This is a genomic window from Nocardia suismassiliense (assembly GCF_900269665.1).
Taxonomy (GTDB): domain Bacteria; phylum Actinomycetota; class Actinomycetes; order Mycobacteriales; family Mycobacteriaceae; genus Nocardia; species Nocardia suismassiliense.
This window is the reverse complement of record NZ_LT985361.1, coordinates 8209370-8231590: the sequence shown is the minus strand read 5'-3', so window position 1 is coordinate 8231590 and position 22221 is coordinate 8209370. Positions and strand designations below refer to the sequence as shown.

Genomic DNA, 22221 nt, shown 5'->3' with positions numbered 1-22221 from the left:
TGATCAGTCGCCGACGCGCCGACTTGACCTGAACCATTGTTGATGTTCGACGCTTGCAGTCGTCACCTGCACACGTCGAAAGGAATTGTCATGACGGAGAATCCGGTTCAGCTCGCAGTGATCGTGGGAAGTACCCGGCCGGGGCGCTTCGGTCCCACGGTCGCCAACTGGTTCGTCGAACACGCCGAACCACGTGCCGATATCGCGATCGATCTCATCGATTTGGCGGAAGACGAACTGCCCCAACATGCATCGGACTCCACGGGCACTCGCGCATCGCAGACCGTCGGTGCCCGACTGGCTGCCGCCGACGGGTTCGTCATCGTGACACCCGAGTACAACCACAGCTACCCGGCGCCCCTCAAAAGCGCGATCGATGATCACTACACCCAGTGGCAGGCCAAGCCGATCGGATTCGTCTGCTACGGAGGCGTTTCCGGCGGACTACGTGCCGTCGAGCACCTCCGCCACGTGTTCGCCGAACTCCATGCCGTCACCGTGCGCGATACGGTTAGCTTCCACGGCGCCGCCCAAGTCTTCGACACGACAGGCAAACCCACGGACCTGAAGCCCTCGGCCGCGGCTGCCGACCAACTCCTCGACCAACTCATCTGGTGGGGAACTGCCCTCCGTTCGGCCCGCGCCGAACGCCCCTACGTGGCCTGATCAGCGCGTGGCGCGGTGCGGGCCCGGGTGATCCTTGCGGCGGATGCAGGCCACACCGGCACGGGGAAGCACTGCGCCACAGCGTGGTTCACCGCGCTCACTGACGATCCGGCTCAGGTCGCCGGCATCCACTCCAGCGCGGGCCGAGGCAGCGCCGGTCGAGTCTGGCTAGTGACCCGTGCTGGTGAGGGTGGGGGGTAGGGGTTGGCCGCAGTTGTTGGGGGTGGGGGCGTTGGTGAGGTGGTCGGCGAACCATTGGATGACGCGGGGGGCGACGGCTTTTTCGTTGGCGTTGTCGTGGCCGACGCCGGGGTTCCACTGGGTGGTCACGGGGGTGCCTGCGGTGCAGTAGCGGTCGACGAGGGCGGCGGTGAATTTCGGGGGGACGAGGGTGTCGTCGAGGCCTTGGGCCAGGTAGACGGGGATGCCGGGAGGCATGTCGGGGGCGCGGTTTTCTTCGAAGGCGCGGCGCCAGGCGGGGTCGGCGAGTGGGTCGCCGTTGAAGTAGTCGCCCATGCCGGGGACGACGGTGAGGCGGGCGAACAGTGCCGCGAAAGGTGTTGCGGCGCAACCGGCTGCCGCCATTTCCTGGTTGCGTGCGGCGGCCTGCGGGGTGAGGAGTGCGTTGGGGTCGAGGTGGGGGTAGGCCTTGGCGTACTGGGTGGTGAGGAAGGGGGTGACGGCCCAGCCATTGAGGAGTTGGGGTGGATTCTCGCGGAGGATGCCGGCGATATCGGAGGCGGGAGCGGTGGCGGCGTCGGCGACCAGGTGGAGTTCGGGTGCGTAAGTGGGCGTTTGGGCGGCGGCGGCCAGGGAGATGAGGCCACCTTGCGAAACGCCGTAGATCAACATGTCGGTGCCCGCGTGCGCCTCGGGGAGGTTGCGGGCGGCGCGGGCGGCGTTCACGGCGTCGCGGCCCTGGTCGGTGGCGACGAGGTAGTGCTCGCCGTCGCCGGTGCCCGCGGCGCCGGCGTAGTCGCTGGCGGTGACCACCCAGCCGCGGCTCAGCGCGTCGTTCAGCCAGGGCATCGACGAGGCGATCTGCGATTGTCTGCTCGGCGCGCATTCGGCGCCGAGGCTGACGGTGCCGTGCGCGAAGTTCAGGATGGGGCGATCGGTGCCGTCGGTGAGTGGCGTCCAGACCATGCCGGAGGACACCGTCGGGGTGCCGTGCCGGTCCTGCGACCAATAGAGGATGCGCTGGCCGTGGCCGTTCACGCCGGGTAGCGACATCGGGGCCGAACGGATCACGGTGCCCGGCGGACCGGGTGTGATGCCTTGCGGCACTTGATAGAACGCATCCAGCCGAGTTTGCTCCGCGTCCTGTCGCGCGGCTTGGGTGACGACCGTTCCGTACCAGCCGACCGCCACCGCGAGCACGATCAGCTGCACGCTCACCGCGGCCGGCCGCCACCAGCGCAGCGTGCTCGCGCGGGGCAGTGGAGCAGTCAGTCGGACACCGCGGACCACCATCGCCGCGCCGGTGATCAACAGCGTGATGATGGTCCACGCGGTGAAATCCAGGCCGGTACGAAACGGGAGCGTCGCGAGGATGACGCCGGCGAGCACCTGCCAGCCGGCGAAAGCCGCGGAGGCGACGAGCACATCATCGCGGCGCGCACCGGCCGCCAGCCCGCAGACGCCGAGCCCGATCCAGCACGCCCCGACCCAGAGCAATGACGTCGACACCGACATGGTCAATGCAGCGATACCAAGCGCACCGAACCCGATGGCAACCAGCGCCTCGACGCCCAGCAACCGTTCAGCGCGCATGGATCCGGTGGACTGGTGGTCCGGCAGCCGATTGTCGGCCCGCGCCCACCACCACCGCGCGGCCGCCGACCCACCGAGCATCAGCATCGCAGCCGCGACAACGACCCGTCCTTCGATGAGCGAGACACCGAAGGGCGAGTACAGCAGTACACCCGACACGATCACAGCCAGCCCGGGCAGCCACCACGCGATACCGCGTACGTCCCAGGTCCGGCCTTTGCCGGTCACCACTCCGTCACCCTGAAGCTCGCTCACGGCTGCGCCTCGCTGACGCTCGGCTCCGCCGTGCGCGAGGGCGCACTGTGCCCATGGTTCACTCGCTGACGCTCGCTCACACCGCGGCCTCCGTCCTTCGGTTACGCGGCAAAAAGCTGGATGCCGACAACTCTACGGACGGCTGACGAACGGTCGATGTGATCTTCGTCGGCCGGTGGCTTCAGCGGTCTCGCCACCGCCGTCGCGCCCACTTGCGCGCCGCCGGGCTGACGGCGAGAACCGGGAGGAACAGTACGAATCCGACCAATGCGACCGGAATCAGCAGGTAGATGAACAATTCGCCGAGCACTTGAACGATGGTGGGAATCGCGAAGGGGACCGCCAGCGCCGCGAGCCCGATCGCTACCGGATAGGCCCCACCGGAGGCTGCGCCGATCGCCGCGATGGCGAATCCGGCCGCGAGGACGAGCCCCAACAGGGCGACGAGGTAGTTGTCCCACCATGCGTGTTGTTTCGTGTGAATCGAAGCGCCTCCCAAGACGTCGGGTCCGACCCAGCCGCCGAGCCTAGCGCGGTGTCGCCGCGGTGACCGGCAAAGGCACGGAACACATTGTGCTGGTCAGGAACTCAGCGCGACGGGCTGAACGGGCGGTGGTGTCGCTTCGCGCGGCGTCTCCTTGCGGGTGTTCAGCCACGCGCCGACGAACAGCAGCGCCGCCCCGACCCCCTGCACCGGCGCGATCGTTTCACCGAGAATGAACCAGGCGCAAGCCAATCCGAATGCGGGCACCAGGAACATGGCGGTCGCGGCGGTGGCCGGGCCGACCTGCCCGACGGCGCGGTAATAGAGGACGTACGCCAGCGCCGTCGGCAACACCCCGAGATACGCCTGGTTGAGCCAGAATTCGAGACCGAGCTCCGACCACGCGACGTTCGGCAGCGCCGGCGCGGCGAACACCCCGAGCGCCACCGTGCCCGCCGCGGACGCATAAACGGTGACGGTAGGGGCGGCGAGTCGAGCCAGGATCGGCGCGCCCAGCATGGTGTAGCAGGCCCAGCAGGCTGCGGCGGCCAGAAAGACGAGGTCGCCGAGCAGACGGTTACCGCCGGACGACGGGATGCCGACGAAGAAGACGACACCACCGGTCACCGCGGCCGCAAGACCGAGTGCTCGCGCACCGGACGGGCGCGTACGCGAGCGCACAGCCAGGACGAGAACGGTGATGACCGGCGCGGTCATCGGCACGATCACGCTGCCATCAGCCGCGGGCGCGAGCGAAAGCCCGAGGAAGAACAGCGCGTTGTAGCCGAAGACGCCGATCAGGCCGAGCCCGGCGACGCGGGTCGCCTCAGTCGACGGCAGCCGGGGCAGCCGCAGCACGATCACCAGCACCACGGTGCCCAGCAAGAACCGCAGGAACCCGGCGACCTCGTGCGGCACGTCGTGCACCGCCAGCTTCGAGGAGGCGAACGCGCTGCCCCACAACGCCATGACCAGCACAAGCAAGAGTCGAATACGCACGCTTGCGATCCTGGTTCCGAGACCGGTGCGCGGTATTGAACGCTGGTGCGGTGACAATGGTGCGGTGGCCGAGCAGGAATGGGTGACGTACCGGCGGATGGCGCACCGCCCGGTCGAGGTGATGCACGCGCACTTCGAGCGGCACGTCTACCACCTGCACAGTCATGAGACGTATTCGTTCGGGCTCACCGAGTTCGGCGCGCAGAGTTTCGATTGCCGCGGTGCGTCGCGGGTGAGCGCGGCGGGCATGGTGATGGCGTTCAACCCGGACGAGCCGCACGACGGTCACAGCACCACCGAGCTCGGTTTCACCTACTCGATCGTGCACATCGGCAGCGAGCTGATCACCGACCTGCTGTCCGATCAGACCGGGCGCCCCACCGGTCTACCGCTTTTCGCCGACCCTGTCCTGCCCGACCCGCTGTTGTCCGCCGCGTTGCATCGCCTGTGCGCCAGCCTGATTCAGCCTGCCACCGAGCTGGCCGCGGACGAGGCGCTGGCCGCGTCGGTCGCCGCCATGGTGCGCCGCGGTGCCCGCCGACCGCTGGTGAACTCGTCGGCCATCCTGCACGGCGGCGCGAGCGCCGACATCGCCCGTCGCGTCCGCACCCTCCTCGACGACCGCTACCTCGACCCGCTCTCCATGGACGATCTCGCCGAAGCCAGCGGCTGCAGCCGGTTCACCCTCTACCGCGCCTTCCGCACCAATTACGGCCTGTCCCCGAGCGATTACCAACGCCTGCTCCGCCTCCGCGCCGCCCGCCGCCTGATCGCCGCGGGCCACCCCGTCGCGCGAGCCGCCACCGAATCCGGCTTCGCCGACCAGGCTCACCTCACCCGCTGGTTCCGCCGCTGCTACGGCATCACCCCCGGCATCTACGCCACCGCCGCCTGACTCCGAAACCGATTCTTCGCCAAGCGATCCAGGTAACCGGATCGACTATCGGACCTCGCGTGGTCGCGGCCACGGGTTGTCTTCGATGTGTTCGACGGACTGATTGAACCGGGCGATCAGCCTGCTCAACTGGTCGACGTCGGTGTCGTCCCAGTCGGCGACGACCGTGCCGATGCCTTCGCGGCTCTGCAGCCGGTCGGCGGCCAGTACTTCGAGACCTTTGCTGCTGGCTTGAATTTTGCGGGCGATGCCGCCGTCAGGGTCGGGGACGCGGTCGACCAGGCCTTGCTTGAGCATCGCGGCGACTTGGCGGTTGATGGTGGAGATGTCGAGTTGGAAGGCTTCGGACAGCTCGCGCAGGCTCAGGGCGGTGTCGAATTCCAGCCTGGTGAGGATGAGGAAGGCCGAGCGGTCGAGCTGGAAGCCGGGGCGGCGGAGTAGCGACGCGGGGAAGTGCCGGGCGAGCAGGGTCAGCTCGAAGACCAGGCGGGTGAGGGCCGCGTTGTCGGCGGGACCGGATTCGGACATGGGGCTCACTATGTCGTGTTCGTCACGGCGATATCAAATTGTGCACGATACACATCGTGTGTAGCGTGCACATTCGTGACTGTTGCTGCCGACGCGTCTTCGACCGCCTCCGATACCGATGACCGACGGCGTCCGGCGCCGGCCGTGCTCATCGCGACCCTCGGTATGGTCGGTGTCGTCGTCTCGCTGATGCAGACGCTGGTCATCCCGATCATTCCGACGTTGCCCGACCTGCTGAACACCTCGGCGTCCAACGCCTCCTGGGTGGTCACCGCGACCCTGCTCGCCGGTGCGGTGGCGACGCCGATCAGCGGTCGCCTCGGCGACATGTTCGGCAAACGACGGGTGCTGTTCGCCAACCTGCTCTCACTGGTCGCCGGTTCCGTGGTCTGCGCGACCTTCTCCGCGCTGGTCCCCGAGATCATCGGGCGGTCGCTGCAGGGCGCGGCGGTCGGCGCGATCCCGCTGGGCATCAGCATCATGCGCGACGAACTGCCCGCCGAGAAGGTCGGTTCGGCGATGGCGATCATGAGCGCGACGCTCGGCGTCGGCGGCGCCCTCGGCCTGCCGCTGGCCGCGGTGATCGCGCAGAACGCGGACTGGCACATGCTCTTCTGGACCGCGGCGGGGCTCGGCCTGGTCTGTGCTGTCCTGGTTTTCGTGTTCGTGCCGGAGTCGCCGGTGCGCACCCCGTCCCGGTTCGATTTCGGTGGCGCAATGGGCCTTTCGATCGCACTGCTGGCGTTGCTGATTCCGATCACCAAGGGTGCAGATTGGGGCTGGGGCAGCCCGACGACCCTGATCCTTTTCGCGGTTTCGCTGGTGGTGTTCCTCGGCTGGGGCTGGTACGAGCTGCGTCAGGGTGCGCCGCTGGTCGACCTCCGGGTCTCGGCGCGGCCGCGGGTGCTGTTCACCAACGTGGCCTCGATCGCGGTCGGCTTCGCGCTGTACGGCATGTCGCTGACCTTCCCGCAGCTGCTGATGGCGCCTGAGCAGACCGGTTATGGTTTCGGCCTCAGCATGGTCAACGCCGGATTGGCGCTGGCGCCAACCGGTTTCGTGATGATCCTGCTCTCGCCGGTGTCGGCGAAGCTGTCCGCGGCCCGTGGTCCGAAGATCACGCTGGCGCTCGGCTCCGCGGTGATCGCGGCCGGCTACCTGTGCGCCGTGGTGCTGATGAACAGCGTCTGGGAGATCATGCTGGCGTCGATGATCGTCGCCGCGGGCGTCGGCCTCGCCTACGCCGCGATGCCCGCGCTGATCATGGGTGCGGTGCCGATCACCGAGACCGCGGCGGCCAACGGCCTCAACTCGCTCATGCGCTCTGTGGGTACCTCCACCTCGTCGGCGGTGATGAGCGTCGTGCTCGCGCACATGACCATGCAGCTCGGCGTGCACGTGTTCCCGTCCCGCGACGGATTCCACACCACCTTCCTCATCGCCACCGCGGCCGCCGTGGTCGCGATCGTGCTCACCACGCTGATCCCGATGCGCAAGGCGCCTGATGCGGCGGCGACGGTGGGACACGCCTGACCCGAACAGCATCGAGGCCGGCCCGAGTTCGCTCGGGTCGGCCTTATCTGTTTTCGGGCGGGGGCAGGCAGATTCGCCCCTCGATGCCTGCATACCGAGCAGTAATACCAGCGACGTACTGCCCTGTGATCAGTCCGGGCTCACGGCCTCGGTGTAGCGACGGGCCAGAGTGCGGATGTGCGCGACCAGCTCAGGCGGACCTTCGACGCGGAAGTCCATCATCAGCATGCTGAGGTAGATGGCGATGGTTTCCAGGGCGTCGGCACCGGTCACCAGCACACAGGTGTCGGCGTCGACGGCTTCCACCACACCGACGGCGGGATTGATTCGGGCGATGACTGTTTCGGCAGGGGCCAGGACGGTGACCCGCGCGTGCACCTTCCAGGCGGTGCTCGCGATGTGCCGCATGACGAAGGCGACCAGGTCGTCGTCGGGCAAAGCGCGGGCGGCGAAGCGGCGGCTGCCCGGGCTCGCCTGCGGGATTCTGGCGACGGGAATCGCGCTCCAGGAATGGGTTTCGAGATGGTAGGCGACGAGGTACCAGCGGCGCTGCCAATTGATGAGTCGATAAGGTTCGACTTCCTCGCGGTGCACCGGGTCGATCTGGTCGATCAAAACCGTTGCCCCGTCACGGATTGCACCGGCCAGCGTAGTCAGGACCGCGGCCGGGACCGGAGCATCCGGTTCCCTGGAGCCGGTGGTGGCCGGGCCGATGGCGGTGGCCTCGCGTAGCGCGATCACCTTGCGCTGCAAGCGTTTCGGCAGGATCTGATCCAGTTTGGCCAGGGCGCGGCTGACGTTGTCGCTGATATCCGCGATCCCGGTGGCGCCGTCCTCGGCCAGCCCGACGGCGACCGCGACGGCCACCGCCTCGTCGTCGTCCAGCAGTAACGGCGGCATGGTGGAGCCCCGGCCGAGCCGGTAGCCGCCGATCGCGCCGCGTTGCGCCTGCACGGGATAGCCGAGTTCGCGCAGGCGCTGGATGTCGTTGCGCAGTGTGCGGTCGGTGATGTCCAGCCGCTCGGCCAGTTCCCGGCCGGTGTGGGCGCGGTCTTGTAAAAGCGCCAGCAAACGCAGCACGCGCACTGTGGTCGGCGTCACATCAAGCCTCCGGAAAATTAGGAACGATATCAGCCTAATGGACTCATAAGCTCATGTCAGAAGCAAGAAACACCCACTCGAAAGGCCCTGACATGAACGCCACCAGCACCGCCATCGCCACCCTGAACCCCGTCTGGCGCGATGTGCTCGCCGAGTCCTACCGCGCGCTGGCAACCGTGGTCGCCGGCGTCCGCGACGACCAGTGGCAGCTGCCGACCCCGTGCTCGGAGTGGAATGTGACGCAGGTGGTGCAGCACGCCGCGGGCGATCAGCTCGCCTACGCCGCGACGCTCGGCATCGGCGGCGGCCCGGCCGAGAACCCCTTCGAGCCGTCCGGCCACATCGACGGCGCACCGGCCGCGCTGGTCGGCGACGCGATCGAGCAGACCGCCGCCGCGTGGGCGACCGTCGCCGACGGCACCGAATCCGTGCCGACGCCGCTGCCGCACGGCGTGCTCGCCACGCCGGTCGCAGCCGTGATGGGTGCGCTGGACGCCGCGGTGCACGCCTGGGACATCGCGATCGCCACCGGCCAGCCGTCGCCGCTGACCGAGGAATTGGCCGGCTACCTGCTCACCGCAGCGCGCTCCGGCCACCCCGCACCCGGCAGTGGCGAGGAGACGGAAATCGTTGAGCCGCTGCGTCAGTGGGGCGCCTACGCCGCGATCGTCGACGGTAAGTCCGAGGACACCGCGGTCGACGAACTGCTGCGCTACCTCGGTCGTGACCCGCAGGCCTGAGGCACCGAGCGCCACTGCGGTTCGTCGCCGGCACAAGAAACGCACCCCCTTTGACTTCCCGCACCCGAAATCGCAAACGATTCGATGTGTGGGAGATCAAAGGGGGTGCGGTCGTTAGGCGTGTGCCGATATCACCGAGCGGTGACGAACCCCTGCGCGACCATCCAGTCGCGGGCCACCTCTGCCGGTTCTCGGCCCTCCACGTCGACCTGACGATTCAGCTCGGTGATCTCCTCGTTGGTGAGGCGCTCGGAGATCGGCTCCAGAACAGTCGCGACCTGGGGGTGGGCGTCGGCGAAGGACTTCCGCATCACCAGTGCCGCGTTGTATTTCGGGAAGAAGCGCTGATCATCTTGCAGCAGCACGAGATTCAGGGCGGGGATGCGGCCGTCAGTCGCGGCGACCGAGCCGAACCGGCACTGTTTGGCGTCGGCAGTGGCCTGATAGACCACAGCATCCTGCACGATCTGCTTACGCACCTTGCCCGCGTCGATGTTGTATTTGCGGGCCAGGCCGGGGAATCCATCTTGGCGCACATTGAATTCGGTGCCGACACAGGTGGCCGCGGCCGCAGGGTCTTTCGCGATCAACGCCGCGTAGTCCGACAACGTGCGGACGCCGGTCTCCTCGGCGGTACGCGAACTGGTCACCAGCGCATAGGTGTTGTTCATCGGCGCCATCGCGGTCCACACCATGCCGTGCGCGGCGAGGTCGGCCTCGCGGACCGCCTCGAACTGGCCGACCTCGTCCGGGATCGGCGTCTCCTTGCCGAGGTAATTGATCCACCCGGTTCCGGTGTAGTCGTAGGCGACATCGATCTGACCGTGCAGCTGGGCGTCGCGAAGACTGTTGGAGCCCTGGATGTTCGTCAGGTCACGCACCTCGGCACCCGCCGCGGACATGGCGAATTCGATGAGATAACCGAGGATGTTCTGCTCGGTGAAGTCCTTGGACCCCACGATGATCCGGGCGCCTTCGAGTTCGGGCACCGGGCCGATGCTGCCTGGCCCCACTCGAAGGGGTACCGCGCCACCGGATTCCAGTCCGCAGCCCGCGACCAGCAGCAGCCCGGCCGCCACCGCCAGCCCACGCCACCACCGGTTCACTTCAGCCCCCTCGGTCCGAGGAACTGCTCGGCGAGTGCGCCGAGCCAATCGACCAGCAGGGCCAGTGCGACCGCGAGGACCGCGCCGACGACGAGCGTGACGTTGTCGCGCAGCTTGTAGCCGGTGTCGATGAGGATCCCGAGACCGCCGGCGCTCACCAGGAAGGACAGCGTCGCGGTGCCGACCGCCAGCACCAGCGAGGTGCGCAGGCCGGCCAGGATGTAGGGCACCGCGAGCGGGAACTCGATGCGCCGCAACACTGTTGCCGCCGACATGCCCTGTCCGCGCCCGGCGTCGGTGAGGGTCTGATCGACCTGCTGATAGCCGAGAATGGTGTTGCGCAGCACCGGGAGCAGCGAATAGAACGCGATCGGCGCGACACCGATCCAGAAGCCGGTGGTGCGGGTGGCGAGATAACACAGCACGATGAGGCCGACGGCCGGTGCGGCCGCGCCGATATTGGCGATGCCGACGAAAACCGGTGCCAGACGGCGGTATCCGGGCCGGGTGAGCAGGGTGCCGAGCGGCACGGCGACCACCACGACGATCAAGACGACGGTCGCCGTGATCACCACGTGCTGCCAGGTGACGGTCATGATGTTGCGGGCATTGAGACTGGCCTGCTGGGTGGTGGTCAGGTCCCGGGCGAAGGCCCACACCAGCACGCCCGCGGTCAACAGCAGCACGACCACCGGTTGGATGAGCAGCCGGATGCGTTCGGCCCGGCGCTGAGCAGCGGGCGCGGACGTCGCGGGTGGTGTGCCCGCAGCCGCCGTCACGGCGCCGCCCCCGGTGCGGGGCGGCCGGAGCCGTGCTCGGCGCGCATCGCCGACAGGTGCGCGACCAGCGTGTCGATGGTGATCAGCCCGACGTACTCGCCGCGCTTGCCGGTGACCACCGCGTTCGCCGTCTGATCGGCGAGCAAGGCCTCCAGCGCGTCCTGCAGGGTCGACCGCAGCGACAGCGGCTCGCCGATCGGTGATCCGGTGCCGCGCAACGAGTTCGCGTGCGCCAGGTGCTCGGCCGATACCCAGCGCAGCGGTCGTCGTTGCTTGTCGAGCACCAGCGCCCACGGCCAGTCCTGCCCGGCCAGCGCGGTCCGCAACGCCTCGACCGGCTCGTCCTCCGTGGCGGTCGGGCATTGCCCCAGTTCGACATCGCTCACCCGGGTGAGGGTGAGCTGTTTGAGCGACGCGTCCGCACCGACGAAGCCGGCGACCGTCTCGTCCGCGGGATCGGCGAGGATCGCCGCCGGAGTGTCGTATTGCAGGATGCGGGACTGGTTGCCCAGTACCGCGATTCGGTCACCGAGCTTGACCGCCTCGGTGAAATCGTGAGTGACGAAGACGATGGTCTTGCCTAATTCGCCTTGCAGCCGCAGCAATTCGTCTTGCAGCAGGCCGCGGGTGATCGGATCGACCGCGCCGAACGGTTCGTCCATCAGCAGCACCGGCGGGTCGGCGGCGAGCGCGCGGGCGACGCCGACGCGCTGCTGCTGGCCGCCCGACAGCTGCCGAGGGTAGCGGTCGCGATAGGTGTCGGGGTCCAGGCCGACCAGGTCCAGCATCTCGTCGGTGCGGGCGGCGATCTTCTTGCGGTCCCAGCCGATCAGGCCGGGCACCGTCGCGACATTCTTGGCGACCGTCATGTGCGGGAACAAGCCGGCCTGCTGGATCGAGTAGCCGATGCCGCGGCGCAACTGGTCGGGGTTCATCGACGCGGCGTCGCGCCCGCCGATGGTGATGGTGCCGGAGGTGGGCTCGATCAGCCGGTTGATCATCCGCATGGTGGTGGTCTTGCCGCAGCCGGAAGGCCCCACGAGCACGACGATTTCGCCCGCCGGGATGGTCATCGACACCCGGTCGACGGCCGGATCACGCTGGCCGGGATAGTGTTTGGTGACGCCGTCGAGCACGATCTCCTCGCCGGACACCGCCGATTCGGTGGCGCCGGAACGGGTTTCGGTGTCAGTCACGGATTCCCCTCGAGGTGGTGAGACGCCCGATCAGGACGTAGATCCCGTCCAGTACGAGCGCGAGGACAACGATCAGCACCGTGCCGACCAGGGCCTGCGGCACCGCGTTCGGGCTACCGAGGCGGGCGAGGCCGGAGAAGATCAGGTTGCCGAGTCCCGGGCCCTTGGCGTAGGCGGCGATGGCGAGAATGCCCATGATCAGCTGCGTGCTGACCCGCATGCCCGCCAAGACAGCGGGCCAGGCGAGCGGGAGTTCGATGACGGTCAGTATTCGCAGCCGGTTCATGCCGACACCGCGGGCCGCGTCGGTGACTGCGGGATCGACCGAGGACAGGCCGATGATGGTGTTGCGCAGGATCGGCAGCAGGGCGTAGAGCACCAGCGCGGTGATCGTCGGGGCGACACCGAGGCCGAGGATCGGGATCAGCAGGCCGAGCAGTGCGAACGAAGGCACGGTGAGGATGGCGCTGGCCACGGCCGTCGCGATCGAGGAGCCGAGCGGGCTGCGGTGCACCAGGATGCCGATCAGCACCGCGACGATCGTCGCGAGCAGGACCGACTGCACCACCGCCGACACATGCAGGTAGGAGTCGATGAGCAGCTGATGTCGCCGGTGTACTACGAAGGTCCACAGCGTGTCCAGGGTCGTACCTCCCCGTCGCCCGGTGTCCTGGGAGGGTAGCGCGGATTCGGTTCGCCCGGACGGTATTCCGGGCGGCGGCGCGCCGCCCGGAATCGAGCTCCGAGGTCAGACCGCGGATCGGATATCGGTGTGGCCGAAGTCGTTGCCCTTGTACAGCAGCGGCTTCTTGGTGACGGTGGCGAGTGCGTACGCGAAGCAGTCGCCGAGGTTGAGTTGTGCCTTGTGTCCGCTGCCCTTACCGAAATCGCGATACGCGGCACGGGCGATAGCGGCCTGCTCCAGCGAGACGGGAGCGAGATCGATGTCGCCGTCGTTGATCAACTCCGCGAACCGGCGCGCGATGATCGGGTCCGGGCTGCGATCTACTTTGATCGCCACTTCGAAGTGGTTGACCACCGACATCGACCGGCTCTCCGCCGAATCGAGTGCATCGATGAAGCTGCCTCGTTCGGGTTCCTGGTTGATGATGGCGAGCAGAGCCGATGCGTCGACGATCATGCGGGCAACCCCTGATCGTCGTAGAGATCATCGGTGGTCAGCAAGGTGCGCGTCTCCGGTGTCATCCTGGCGTCGATATCCGCCACGATCTCCCAGAGTCGGGCCTTTCGGGTCTGTCGTGCCGCTTCGCGCTCGGCATCGAGTTCTTTCAACATGCGTTTCAGTGCCTCCTCGACAACGCTGGTTTGGGACATCCCCGTCCGCTCCGCTGCCTCGCGCACCAAGGCGTGCACCTTCTCATTTTTTATGTTCAAGCCCATTGGGTTCTACCTTCCAGGACCGGGATGGTAGACACTCTACCTCGGTACCTTCATTCAGGGAAATGATTATTCGAGCGGGAACCGGAAGGCCGCCTCGTTCGTCCAACTGAGCAAGGACCAACGACGGTCGCGAGCACGATGAACCGGGGGACAGATGGCGGAGCGACAGGTCAGCACCTCGCATCGGGTGCGTTCCCGCAGCGCGGGTCCTAGGCACGGCCGTCCGGACCGGCGCACCGGCCAATGGCTCGCGGTGGCGCTGGTGGTCATCGCGCTCGTAGTGGCGGGCGCAGTGGGAGTGCGCTGGTGGCAAGACCATTCGAACCCGGCCTCGATCGTCGGGCAGCGCAGCGCCGAGTTTCCCGCGATCGACCGATCGACGCTGGACCAGACGCAGGCTCGAATCGTCGCGGTGACGGAGCGGGAGTTTCGTGACCCGGGCGCAGGCACCAAGTACGCCGAAGGGGTGACCGAACCGTGGTGCGCGGACTTCGTGAGCTGGGTGATGCGCGAAGCGGGTGCACCGCTGGCGAACCCGAATTCGGGCTCGTGGCGGATCCCCGGGGTGTACACCCTGCAGGAGTACTACGCGAGCGCCGGAAGGTTCGCGCCCATCGGCTACCAGCCGCGCACCGGTGACGTGCTGCTCTACGACGGCTCCAGCCCATTCGGTCAGCACACCAACATCGTGCTGAAGTCCGACGCAGGCACCGTGACAACCATCGGCGGAAACGAGTTCGGTGAGATCAGCATCCACACGTTCCCGTTGGCCGAAGCCGGGGGAATTGTCGGATTCGGGCGATTGTGAGAACCGTTGTCGGCCAACGACGGTCGGTGCGGGGAGCGCGGGGCGGGCGAGCCGCGGTGATAGCCCTACGATAGAAGTGGCGGCGCCCGGCAGCGCCGTCGCCGATCCCCGCCCTGCCTCCCCCTCATCGGCAGGACGGGGATCTCGGGTTCAGACTCGTGCAAGTTCCGGGCAATGTCGGTCGCGTAGCGTGTCGAGTGTCCATCGAGAGGTGAGGGTTCCGGAACATCTGATGCAGCCGACCGACGAAACGAGCAGCGATCCCGCCTGGATCGACTATGCCGACTTCGGCGAGCGCTTCGTCACCGCCGCGGTGACGAAGGACCGGATCGAGGCGGCGGTGGCTGGGATGACCGGCCGCGGCATGACGATCGGCCCGTTCTCGCTGGGGCCGGCCGGCCTCGCGGGTTTTGTCGCCGAGGGCAAAGTCGGCAAGCCGGAGGTGGTGCACAGCGGTCCGCACGTCACCTTCCAGGTCACCGTGCCGGTGTCGTTGGCGTTGAAGGTGATGCTCGGCGGCAAGAAATTGCGGCTGGAAGCACGCGTCGAGATCGATCTGACCCTGCACGCGCGTACCGCCGACCCCCTGCTGATCGTCATCGATATCCCGCCGGTCACCCCGCCGGATGTCAGCTTCGTGCTGCGCGCCCAGGCGGTGGACGCGGCCGGGGAACTGCTGCTCGACCCGATCGCGGGACTGGTGCAACGCGAGGTCGCGGCCAGGGTGAACGGCATGCTCGCCGACCCGCAGGCACGGCGCAGCCGAGTCTTCGACGTCGAGGCCATCGTGAGCGGCACCCCTTCGGTGCACCGTGAGCAGGCCGAGTTCGACTGGATCGGCTACGACGAATTCGGGCATCGGTTCTTCTCGCACATCGTCACCCGGGATCGGGTGTTCGACGTGGTGGAACGGATGGCGGGACGGCCGATCGAGGTCGGTCCGCTCAAGACCGGGCCGGGAAAATCGGCGACGGTTACCGTGCGGGGCAATGTCCGCGTGCCACAGCTGGCCGACAAGGCGGACACGCCACGCGCTTTCGACCTGACGCTGCCGGTCAGCCTCGACATCACCGTGGACGTGCTGAAGGCCAATCGTTATCGCGCCGACGTGGAGGTGCCGCTGGTGCTGACCGCGCGCGCCGCCGACCCGCTGCTCATCGTCATCGACGTGCCGCCGCCGGACCCGGACGATATCCGGCTGGAGTTCAAGGCGCACGGTGTTCGCGCCGCGACGCTCGGTGCGCTCGCGGGGATCAAGAAGCAGGTGATCGCCCAGGTCGCCGGGGTTGTGCGGAAAGAGCTCGCCGACAGCTCGGGCCGGACCATCGACGTCGCCGCTCGTATCGGGTCGTCGGCTCCCCGGAGTACACCTGGCGCGTCCGAATCTGCAGAGGCTGACGCAGCCGACTCGGCAGAAGCATCCAGCCGGACTTAGCCGCCGGTACCGCTCGCCGGTGATCGTCGCGTCTCGGTGCCCGGGAGTAACCGATTCTTGCGAAGCCGAGTCTTCGCGAAATCCAGCGTGCCGGATTCCGGCATCCCATGCCCGAGGCAGGTCGATCCATGTGACCAATGTGAAAGGGTGTGTCCCGTGGGTCTGGCGGTTCCCAAGTGAATATGGTGAAATAAGTACACGTTCGAGGCTCCCGGCGCGTACACAATGTTTGGGGAAGGTGCGCCGGGCACGCTGCCAGCCATAGTCGGGGTTGCGCGAAGGAGTCCTGCGATGCGTTCCATTTCGGTGTCCCGGCGTGAGCTGTTCGGGTATGCCGCAGCCGCGGCCGCGCTCGGCCTGACTGCCGCGGCGACACCCGCCACCGCCGCCGATGCGCACGGCACCCTCATCGACTACTCGGGCGGCGTGCCGTCGGCGGAGTCGATCAGGGACGCCGGGCATCTCGGCGTGATCCGGTACGTCTCCGACCGGCGTCCCGGCGCGGAGTGGATGGCGGGCAAGCCGCTGCGCGCCGACGAGGTGAACCAGCTGCACGAGGCCGGCCTGTACATCGTGTCCTGCTACCAATTCGGCAAAGGGCCCACCGCCGACTGGCGCGGCGGACTGGAAGCGGGCAAGAAGCACGCCCAGCGCGGACTCGACTTGCACCGTGCCGCAGGCGGTCCCGACAACGTGCCGATCTACGCCTCCATCGACGACAACCCGACCGCAGTCGACTTCGCCGCCATGATCGCGCCCTATCTGCTCGGCTGGGAGTCGGTGCTCGGCAAGGAGAACACCGGCATGTACGCCAACGCCCCCACCGTCGAACTGGCCCGCGTCGCAGGCCTGGGTTCCTGGTACTGGCAACACAATTGGGGCTCCAAGGGCGTCGTGCACCCCGCCGCGCACCTGCACCAGTTCGAGATCGACAAGCGCTCACTGGACGGCATCGGCATCGACCTCAACAACATCCTCGCCGCCGACTTCGGCCAGTGGTAGCCCGCCGAACGTAGGCCGTGTGTCGAAGTCTCACACGGCCGTACTTCGACACGGGGCTAAGTCTGGCAGTGGCTCAGCGGCGCTTCACGCAGATCGGGTTCCTCCTCCGGCACCACCCGCAAGGTCGGGCGCGTGTCCGGTGCCTCGTGGTCGCCGAGCCAGGAGAACAGCGACCACCGGGACAAACCGGAGAACGCCGAACCCAGGCTGGTGAACGAGAACGAGGAGATGGCCGACCCGAACGAGCCGATGGAGCCGATCGACAGCACCGAGCCGACGCTGCCGATCGAGAGGATCGAGTAGGCCGAGCCGATGGACAGGATGGAGCCCTCGGATCGGATGGACAGTATCGATCGATGCGAGCGCCTGCTCCGGATGGAGTGGCCGGGCCGTATCGAATGTTCGATCGTCGCCATAGTTAGCGGTCTACCACAATCGCCACCCGCTCATGCGTCATCGCGGCGATTCGGCAGCGGGATGTCGTACAGACGACAAAGGCGGCGACCACAATGGGTCGCCGCCTTCAGCGGAAAATCATGCGACGGTGAAGAATCCGAGCGTCGGCAGGAACGAGCAGGTGCGCGGGTCGGCGTCGTCGGCCTTGGTGGTCAGCGAGCCGGACACCACCGCGACGACCCGGCCGGAACCGGTGTCGGCGATCGCGGACAGCGTGGCCGGGCCACCGGGGTTGATCTTGGCCTCGTCGGTCAGCGGCTGGAAACCGGTCTGCCGAGTGTCGAGGTTCATCCACTGCACCGTCATCGGCGGGTTCTGCTCCGCGGTCGGCGCCTTGGTGCCGAGCGCGGTGAATACGAACCCGGCCTGACCGGCCTTCGGTCCGGGCGGCGGCAGCTGGGCCGGGCCGGACACGGCGAGCGCGGTACCGATCGAGTCGGCGGTCGGGCCGATGCAGCCCTTGCCGATGGTCGGGTACAGGAACTGGGCGATGACCGGGCCGTCCTGCGGCAGTTCGGGGCCACCGCCACCGCTGCCGTCCAGGAAGGTGATGATCCGTTCCAGGGTGGACTTGATCTGCGGCGGCAAGCCCAGCGTCGCGAGCAGCCTGCGGGCTTGATCGAGGATGGCGGACTGCGGACCAGCCGCGATATCGGCGGGGCCGGCGATCGAACCGATGATGGCTGGGGCCAGGGCGGCGAGGGCGTCGATCGGGACGCCTTCCGGAACCATCGGCACGGTGTTCGGGGACGCCGCAGGCGCGGGCGCGGGCGCCGCGACTGCTGTCGTCGGCGCGGCAAGCGTGGCACTCGCCGCGATGGCGAGCGCGGACAATGCAATCCGCGATCCTCGGGTGCGAAGCACTGGTCTAGCCGTCCTTACCTCGGGTACATCTGGGGCCGATGCTGAAAAGCCATCGTTTCGGGGGTCACTCTAGGGACATCGCGGCTATGTGTACAGCTGCAGCGCCCTTTTGATGGTGCGGACGATCAGTGTTATCAGACGTTAGCGTGCCCCAGGTGTTACTGGTGTTAAAGGTGATGCAAATGTTATCAGTGATTCCCATGGAGCCACTGATGCCAGGGTGCGACGACCGGGATCGGCGCTGCGGTTAATCTAGTCGCAGCCGTCCATCCTTGTCGCCGAACACTCGCATCGCCGGGTGCCGGGCCGACGCACCGCACCCGAGTCGAAAGCCTGCGATTTGAACCGTCAACTCCGATGGGCTGTCTCGGCACTCGGTCTGTCCGTGCTGGCCAGGCTGCTCTGGATGTTCTTGAACAAGAACGGGATCAACGTCGTCGACCTCCACGTGTACGTGGACGGCTCGGCGTCGTTGCTGACCGACCGGCTCTACGACTTCACCTACGCGGAGAAGACCCCCGACTTCCCGCTGCCGTTCACCTATCCACCGTTCGCGGCGCTGGTGTTCTTCCCGCTGCACTACCTGCCTTTCACGGTCGTCGCGGTCGGCTGGTTGCTGGCCACCGTCGCCGCGCTCTATGCCGTCGTGCGGATCGCGCTGGAATTGATCCTCGGCGCGGAGCGGGTGCGCGAGCCGGGCTGGCAGGCCGCGGCCGTCGGCTGGACCGCGCTGGGCCTGTGGATGGAGCCGGTGCGGACCACGATCGACTACGGCCAGGTCAACGTCTTCCTGGTGCTCGGCGCGATGGTCGCGGTGCGCAGCTCCCGATGGTGGCTGTCCGGCGGGCTGATCGGCGTCATCGCCGGGATCAAGCTGACGCCGGCGATCAGCGGTCTGTACTTCGTCGCGCAGCGGCGCTGGCTCACCGTGGTGTGGTCGGCGGTGGTGTTCGGCGCGACGGTCGGGATCAGCTTCCTGATCGCCCCGCATATGGCGGACCACTACTTCGGCAAGCTGATCGGCAAGGCCGACCGGATCGGTCCCGTCGGCTCGGGATGGAACCAGTCGCTGCGCGGCGCGCTGAGCCGGATTCTGGGGTACGACGTGGAATCCGGCCCGTGGTGGCTGGCGGGGGTCGTGGTCGTCGCGGTGCTGGCCCTGCTGGCCTGGCGGGCGCTCGCGTTCGATGACCGGATGGGCACGCTGATCGTGGTGCAGATGTTCGGGCTGCTCGTCTCGCCGATCTCCTGGTCGCACCACTGGGTCTGGCTGCTGCCGACGGTGTTGTGGCTGCTCTACGGTCCGCTGCGGCAGGCGCCCGGCGCCAAGATCATGGCGGGTTACTGGCTGGTGACCACGTTGATCGGGGTGCCGTGGGTGCTCTCGTTCGCCCAGGACTCGATCTGGACCATCCCGCGACCGGCCGTGCTCGCCTGGCTCGGCACGGTGAACGTGCTCGGGGCGCTGGTGTTCTTCGTCTGGGTGATCAAGGTCGGCCGTCGCCCGCAATCGGACCCGCCGGAGACGGCGCGCGTGCTCGCCGTGGGCCGTACGCGCGCCGCCTAGTGGTATCAGCCGAGCTTTGCGGCGAACTGGTCGATCTTGCGGGCCAGCTCGACGTCCAGCGCGGTGAGGCCGCCGGAATCATGGGTGGACAGCGCGAACGTGACCTTGCGCCAGCGGATATCGATATCGGGGTGATGGTTGGCGGCCTCGGCCGCTTCGGCGACCTCGCGGACCAGCTCGATGCCGGCGAGGAAGGTCGGCGCCTGGACGGTGCGGGTCAGCACATCGCCGTCCCTGGTCCAGTCCGGCAGTTCGGTCAGGGCCGCGGCGAGTTCGGTTTCGGTCAGCAACGGAGCACTCATAACCCGGTTCTACTCCTGTGCCGGGAGTGATGTCCGTCATTGTCGGATCAGCCGAGCGCAGCGGGTCGCGCAGACCGGTGCGGCGGCGCGAAAAGGTCAGGCGGCGCGCGCCTGCTTGAGCGCTTTCTTCAGGTCTTTGCCGCAGATGCCTGCGGCTTCGCACTTCTTCATACGCATAATGACCACAGGGCATTTCAGGCAGCGCGTCTTTTTTCGACAGCACTTTTTCTTTGGTTTCAAGCGTGAAACCTGCTTAGCCTTGACCTTGCCCATGTCGGTTAGCATACCCTTAGTACGGTGCCTGAAGCGTGGGGGTGACCCGAACGCAGGTAGGGTGTATATGGCCGCAATGCCCGGTGAGTTTCGATTCTCCACCTGTTTGCAGGGGTCGGCCGGTACCAACACCTAACAGCAGGAGGATTCAGCGTGTCGTCTGCGCGCGATTTTCGCAACGTTGCCATCGTGGCCCACGTCGACCACGGTAAGACGACGCTGGTCGACGCCATGCTCCGCCAATCCGGCGCCTTCGCCGAACGAGCCGAGCTCGTCGATCGGGTGATGGACTCCGGTGACCTGGAGCGCGAGAAGGGCATCACCATTCTCGCCAAGAACACCGCGGTGCATAAGCACCACGCGGATGGTTCCGTCACCGTCATCAACGTGATCGACACACCGGGCCACGCCGACTTCGGTGGTGAGGTCGAACGCGGCCTGTCCATGGTCGACGGTGTCGTGCTGCTGGTCGACGCCTCCGAGGGTCCGCTGCCGCAGACCCGGTTCGTGCTGCGTAAGGCACTTGCCGCGTCGTTGCCGGTGATCCTGGTGGTCAACAAGACCGACCGTCCCGACGCCCGGATCGAGGAGGTCGTCGAGGAGAGCCACGACCTGCTGCTCGACCTGGCCTCCGACCTGGACGACTCCGCCGCCGAGGCCGCCGAGCTCGCGCTCGACCTGCCGGTGCTCTACGCCTCCGGTCGTGAGGGCAAGGCGTCGAAGGAGCGTCCGGAGAACGGGCACGCGCCCGACGCGGAGAACCTCGACGCACTGTTCGACGTGCTGCTCAACAACATCCCGGCGCCCAAGGGCGATCCGGCCGCGCCGCTGCAGGCGCACGTCACCAACCTGGACGCCTCGGCGTTCCTCGGCCGCCTCGCGCTGGTCCGCATCTACCAGGGCGAGCTGCGCAAGGGCCAGAACGTCGCGTGGATGCACGCCGACGGCGTCAAGCAGGTGAAGATCACCGAGCTGCTGCAGACGATCGGTGTCGAGCGGCAGCCCGGCGAGGTCGCCGTGGCCGGTGACATCGTCGCCATCGCGGGCATCCCGGAGATCATGATCGGCGACACCCTGGCCGACATCGACAACCCGGTCGCACTGCCGCGCATCACCGTCGACGAGCCCGCCATCTCGGTGACCATCGGCACCAACACCTCGCCGCTGGTCGGCCGGGTGCAGGGCCACAAGCTCACCGCCCGCATGGTGAAGTCGCGCCTGGACCAGGAACTGGTCGGCAACGTCTCGCTGCGCGTGCTCGACATCGGCCGCCCGGACGCCTGGGAGGTACAGGGCCGTGGTGAGCTCGCGCTGGCCATCCTGGTCGAGCAGATGCGCCGCGAGGGCTTCGAGCTGACCGTCGGCAAGCCGCAGGTGGTCACCAAGCAGGTCGACGGCAAGGTGCACGAGCCCTACGAAGAGCTCACCATCGACTGCCCCGACGAGTACCTCGGCGCGGTCACCCAGCTGCTGGCCGCCCGCAAGGGCAAGATGGTGCAGATGGCCAACCACAGCGCGGGCTGGGTGCGGATGGAGTTCATCGTCCCGTCGCGCGGCCTGATCGGCTTCCGCACCGACTTTCTCACCGAGACCCGCGGCACCGGCATCGCCAACGCCGTATCGCACGGCTACGCGCCGTGGGCAGGCGAGATCCGGGCCAGGCACACCGGTGCGCTGGTGTCGGACCGGGCAGGCACGGTGACCCCGTTCGCGATGATCCAGCTCGCCGACCGCGGCCAGTTCTTCGTCGAGCCGGGCGCGGACACCTACGAAGGCATGGTCGTGGGCATCAACCCGCGCGCCGAGGACCTCGACATCAACGTGACCCGCGAGAAGAAGCTGACCAACATGCGCAGCTCGACCGCGGACGTGTTCGAGACGCTGGCCAAGCCGCTGCAGCTCGATCTGGAAGCCGCGATGGAGTTCTGTGCCGACGACGAGTGTGTCGAGGTCACCCCGGAGGTGGTCCGGGTGCGCAAGGTGATCCTGGGCGCGACCGAGCGTGGTCGCGAACTGTCGCGCCGGAAGGCTCGGGACCGGGCCGCGCTGTAAATCGCG

At 67.5% G+C, this 22221-nt stretch carries 24 protein-coding genes; 9 read left to right on the top strand and 15 right to left on the bottom strand.

The window, feature by feature from the left end; genetic code table 11:
* The first annotated feature begins 90 nt into the window (after window positions 1-90).
* Entirely contained in the window at window positions 91-666 is a 576-nt protein-coding gene (locus DBO33_RS36820) for an NADPH-dependent FMN reductase (protein ID WP_107659153.1), read from the top strand.
* Between the two features lie 168 nt (window positions 667-834).
* On the opposite strand, the gene DBO33_RS36815 is transcribed toward DBO33_RS36820, so the two are convergent.
* From DBO33_RS36815 to DBO33_RS36805, 3 genes are all read right to left on the bottom strand, one after another.
* Window positions 835-2694: a lipase family protein gene (locus DBO33_RS36815; RefSeq protein WP_107659152.1), complete on the bottom strand. Its 1860-nt coding sequence runs from the start codon at window positions 2692-2694 to the stop codon at window positions 835-837.
* A gap of 181 nt (window positions 2695-2875) precedes the next feature.
* The gene (locus DBO33_RS36810; RefSeq protein WP_107659151.1) at window positions 2876-3193 is read right to left on the bottom strand and encodes a hypothetical protein; all 318 of its coding nucleotides are present in this window, start codon (window positions 3191-3193) and stop codon (window positions 2876-2878) included.
* A gap of 81 nt (window positions 3194-3274) precedes the next feature.
* Entirely contained in the window at window positions 3275-4177 is a 903-nt protein-coding gene (locus DBO33_RS36805; protein WP_159080701.1) for a DMT family transporter, read from the bottom strand.
* 64 nt (window positions 4178-4241) lie between these two features.
* Here DBO33_RS36805 and DBO33_RS36800 point away from each other — a divergent pair, with 64 nt between their 5' ends.
* Window positions 4242-5072 (top strand): AraC family transcriptional regulator, encoded by an 831-nt coding sequence (locus tag DBO33_RS36800; RefSeq protein ID WP_199856866.1) that lies wholly within the window; start codon window positions 4242-4244, stop codon window positions 5070-5072.
* A gap of 45 nt (window positions 5073-5117) precedes the next feature.
* Here the strand turns inward: DBO33_RS36800 and DBO33_RS36795 are convergent, their stop codons facing one another.
* The gene (locus DBO33_RS36795) at window positions 5118-5600 is read right to left on the bottom strand and encodes a MarR family winged helix-turn-helix transcriptional regulator (protein WP_107659149.1); all 483 of its coding nucleotides are present in this window, start codon (window positions 5598-5600) and stop codon (window positions 5118-5120) included.
* Between the two features lie 75 nt (window positions 5601-5675).
* Here DBO33_RS36795 and DBO33_RS36790 point away from each other — a divergent pair, with 75 nt between their 5' ends.
* Window positions 5676-7133: an MFS transporter gene (locus tag DBO33_RS36790; protein ID WP_107659148.1), complete on the top strand. Its 1458-nt coding sequence runs from the start codon at window positions 5676-5678 to the stop codon at window positions 7131-7133.
* Between the two features lie 129 nt (window positions 7134-7262).
* Here the strand turns inward: DBO33_RS36790 and DBO33_RS36785 are convergent, their stop codons facing one another.
* Window positions 7263-8234, bottom strand: coding sequence for a helix-turn-helix transcriptional regulator (locus DBO33_RS36785; protein ID WP_107659147.1), 972 nt, complete (start codon window positions 8232-8234; stop codon window positions 7263-7265).
* Between the two features lie 92 nt (window positions 8235-8326).
* On the opposite strand from DBO33_RS36785, the gene DBO33_RS36780 reads away from it, so the two are divergent.
* Window positions 8327-8974: a TIGR03086 family metal-binding protein gene (locus tag DBO33_RS36780; protein WP_107659146.1), complete on the top strand. Its 648-nt coding sequence runs from the start codon at window positions 8327-8329 to the stop codon at window positions 8972-8974.
* Window positions 8975-9105: 131 nt separating this feature from the next.
* Here DBO33_RS36780 and DBO33_RS36775 read toward each other — a convergent pair whose 3' ends face one another.
* From DBO33_RS36775 to DBO33_RS36750, 6 genes are all read right to left on the bottom strand, one after another.
* The gene (locus DBO33_RS36775; RefSeq protein ID WP_107659145.1) at window positions 9106-10080 is read right to left on the bottom strand and encodes a glycine betaine ABC transporter substrate-binding protein; all 975 of its coding nucleotides are present in this window, start codon (window positions 10078-10080) and stop codon (window positions 9106-9108) included.
* Complete coding sequence (locus DBO33_RS36770) at window positions 10077-10859, bottom strand: ABC transporter permease (RefSeq protein WP_107659144.1); 783 nt, start codon at window positions 10857-10859, stop codon at window positions 10077-10079. The genes DBO33_RS36775 and DBO33_RS36770 overlap by 4 nt, the downstream gene beginning before the upstream one ends.
* The gene (locus DBO33_RS36765) at window positions 10856-12055 is read right to left on the bottom strand and encodes an ABC transporter ATP-binding protein (RefSeq protein ID WP_107659143.1); all 1200 of its coding nucleotides are present in this window, start codon (window positions 12053-12055) and stop codon (window positions 10856-10858) included. The genes DBO33_RS36770 and DBO33_RS36765 overlap by 4 nt, the downstream gene beginning before the upstream one ends.
* Window positions 12048-12698: an ABC transporter permease gene (locus DBO33_RS36760; RefSeq protein ID WP_107659142.1), complete on the bottom strand. Its 651-nt coding sequence runs from the start codon at window positions 12696-12698 to the stop codon at window positions 12048-12050. The genes DBO33_RS36765 and DBO33_RS36760 overlap by 8 nt, the downstream gene beginning before the upstream one ends.
* Window positions 12699-12803: 105 nt before the next feature.
* A complete protein-coding gene (locus DBO33_RS36755; RefSeq protein WP_107659141.1) occupies window positions 12804-13196 on the bottom strand; it encodes a type II toxin-antitoxin system VapC family toxin in 393 nt (130 codons plus the stop codon).
* A complete protein-coding gene (locus DBO33_RS36750) occupies window positions 13193-13456 on the bottom strand; it encodes a type II toxin-antitoxin system VapB family antitoxin (protein WP_107659140.1) in 264 nt (87 codons plus the stop codon). The genes DBO33_RS36755 and DBO33_RS36750 overlap by 4 nt, the downstream gene beginning before the upstream one ends.
* Before the next feature lie 154 nt (window positions 13457-13610).
* On the opposite strand from DBO33_RS36750, the gene DBO33_RS36745 reads away from it, so the two are divergent.
* The 3 genes from DBO33_RS36745 to DBO33_RS36735 all read left to right on the top strand — a co-directional run bounded on the left by DBO33_RS36745 (window position 13611) and on the right by DBO33_RS36735 (window position 16701).
* Window positions 13611-14264 (top strand): CHAP domain-containing protein, encoded by a 654-nt coding sequence (locus DBO33_RS36745; RefSeq protein WP_107659139.1) that lies wholly within the window; start codon window positions 13611-13613, stop codon window positions 14262-14264.
* A 232-nt stretch (window positions 14265-14496) separates the two neighbouring features.
* Complete coding sequence (locus DBO33_RS36740) at window positions 14497-15699, top strand: hypothetical protein (RefSeq protein ID WP_234391246.1); 1203 nt, start codon at window positions 14497-14499, stop codon at window positions 15697-15699.
* A 291-nt stretch (window positions 15700-15990) separates the two neighbouring features.
* Window positions 15991-16701, top strand: coding sequence for a DUF1906 domain-containing protein (locus tag DBO33_RS36735; protein WP_107659138.1), 711 nt, complete (start codon window positions 15991-15993; stop codon window positions 16699-16701).
* Between the two features lie 56 nt (window positions 16702-16757).
* Here DBO33_RS36735 and DBO33_RS36730 read toward each other — a convergent pair whose 3' ends face one another.
* Both DBO33_RS36730 and DBO33_RS36725 read right to left on the bottom strand, forming a co-directional pair.
* Window positions 16758-17117: a hypothetical protein gene (locus DBO33_RS36730; RefSeq protein WP_107659137.1), complete on the bottom strand. Its 360-nt coding sequence runs from the start codon at window positions 17115-17117 to the stop codon at window positions 16758-16760.
* Window positions 17118-17235: 118 nt separating this feature from the next.
* Complete coding sequence (locus tag DBO33_RS36725) at window positions 17236-18021, bottom strand: Rv1157c family protein (RefSeq protein WP_107659136.1); 786 nt, start codon at window positions 18019-18021, stop codon at window positions 17236-17238.
* Between the two features lie 340 nt (window positions 18022-18361).
* On the opposite strand from DBO33_RS36725, the gene DBO33_RS36720 reads away from it, so the two are divergent.
* Complete coding sequence (locus DBO33_RS36720; RefSeq protein WP_234391245.1) at window positions 18362-19588, top strand: mannosyltransferase; 1227 nt, start codon at window positions 18362-18364, stop codon at window positions 19586-19588.
* A 5-nt stretch (window positions 19589-19593) separates the two neighbouring features.
* On the opposite strand, the gene DBO33_RS36715 is transcribed toward DBO33_RS36720, so the two are convergent.
* Together DBO33_RS36715 and DBO33_RS43695 are read right to left on the bottom strand one after the other, a co-directional pair.
* Complete coding sequence (locus DBO33_RS36715; RefSeq protein ID WP_107659134.1) at window positions 19594-19890, bottom strand: 4a-hydroxytetrahydrobiopterin dehydratase; 297 nt, start codon at window positions 19888-19890, stop codon at window positions 19594-19596.
* Between the two features lie 96 nt (window positions 19891-19986).
* Window positions 19987-20163, bottom strand: coding sequence for a hypothetical protein (locus DBO33_RS43695; RefSeq protein ID WP_167768842.1), 177 nt, complete (start codon window positions 20161-20163; stop codon window positions 19987-19989).
* 153 nt (window positions 20164-20316) lie between these two features.
* Between DBO33_RS43695 and typA the strand changes: the two genes are divergently transcribed.
* Window positions 20317-22215, top strand: a complete 1899-nt coding sequence (gene typA / locus DBO33_RS36705; protein ID WP_107659132.1) for a translational GTPase TypA — start codon at window positions 20317-20319, stop codon at window positions 22213-22215.
* Window positions 22216-22221 lie beyond the last annotated feature (6 nt).